Raw genomic sequence first — 255 nt, forward strand, 5'->3', positions numbered from 1 at the left:
AAGTTTCAACCGACATCAATCAGAACTATTATTCAAAGTCATCTCTGACCGGGCGGAAAAAAGTAGTGTTATGATCAGCAGCAATCTTGAATTTTCAAGATGGACAGAGCTTTTCGAAAACCCAACACTGATTACGGCATTGGTGGATCGACTTACTTTTCGGTCCCACATCCTTAATATGAACAACCCATCTTATCGAATGGAGCAGGGGTGACAGGCTATTAAGTTGCTGCAATTGTGGATTCTATGGATAAC

General features: G+C 41.2%; 1 protein-coding gene. It reads left to right on the forward strand.

From position 1 onward, the window contains the following. Nucleotides 1–214: ATP-binding protein (locus AAIG11_RS18095; RefSeq protein ID WP_343187567.1), on the forward strand; the 214-nt coding region annotated here is incomplete at its 5' end. Nucleotides 215–255 lie beyond the last annotated feature (41 nt).

It is taken from the genome of Anoxynatronum sibiricum (assembly GCF_039414295.1).
GTDB classification, from domain to species: domain Bacteria; phylum Bacillota; class Clostridia; order Peptostreptococcales; family Tindalliaceae; genus Anoxynatronum; species Anoxynatronum sibiricum.